Source organism: Falsiroseomonas oleicola, from assembly GCF_019029495.1.
GTDB lineage: Bacteria > Pseudomonadota > Alphaproteobacteria > Acetobacterales > Acetobacteraceae > Falsiroseomonas > Falsiroseomonas oleicola.
Genome location: NZ_JAERQM010000030.1, coordinates 1 through 501 on the forward strand (window position 1 = coordinate 1; position 501 = coordinate 501).

Sequence of the window (501 nt, forward strand, 5' to 3'; positions counted from 1 at the left end):
GCCGACGACGGCTCGATCGTCGACGAGCAGGAGTCCCACCGGGGAGTCGCCGTCGTGGACGTACAGGGTGATATCGTCCGTGGGCGCCCTCCGGACCACCGCTCCGGTGGGACCGGTGACGGTCTCTCGTGCGGCCCCGGTGACGACGATCCGCACGTCGAGAGAGGACTGAGCGCCGTTACCGTCGACGAATCCGCTCGCCGCTCCGCGGCGTATCCGCTGGGCCAGCGACGGTTCGACGCGTGGTACGACGCCGACGACCGAGCCGGCGGTGTCGAGAAGCGTCCCGATCCGCGCTCCCGGTGACGGGGAGCCGCTGCGGTCGAGGACGTCGTCGCGAGCGACGGCCGTTCCGGTCGCACGCTCGAGGACCCGCGCGAGCGACTCCACCGCGGTCGGCTCCGTCCGATCTCCGTGGTCGGCCATCTCAGACGATCCGTGGCGGATACGACTGTCGTTGCCCGTGTGACCGGCGTGCGAGGAGGCGCGCGCTCGCTCGAC

At 71.7% G+C, this 501-nt stretch carries 1 protein-coding gene; it reads right to left on the reverse strand.

What is annotated here, in order from left to right:
• Positions 1–426, reverse strand: a 426-nt coding sequence (locus JJQ90_RS26755; RefSeq protein WP_216879304.1) for a hypothetical protein, incomplete at its 3' end; no start/stop codon positions are given.
• Positions 427–501 lie beyond the last annotated feature (75 nt).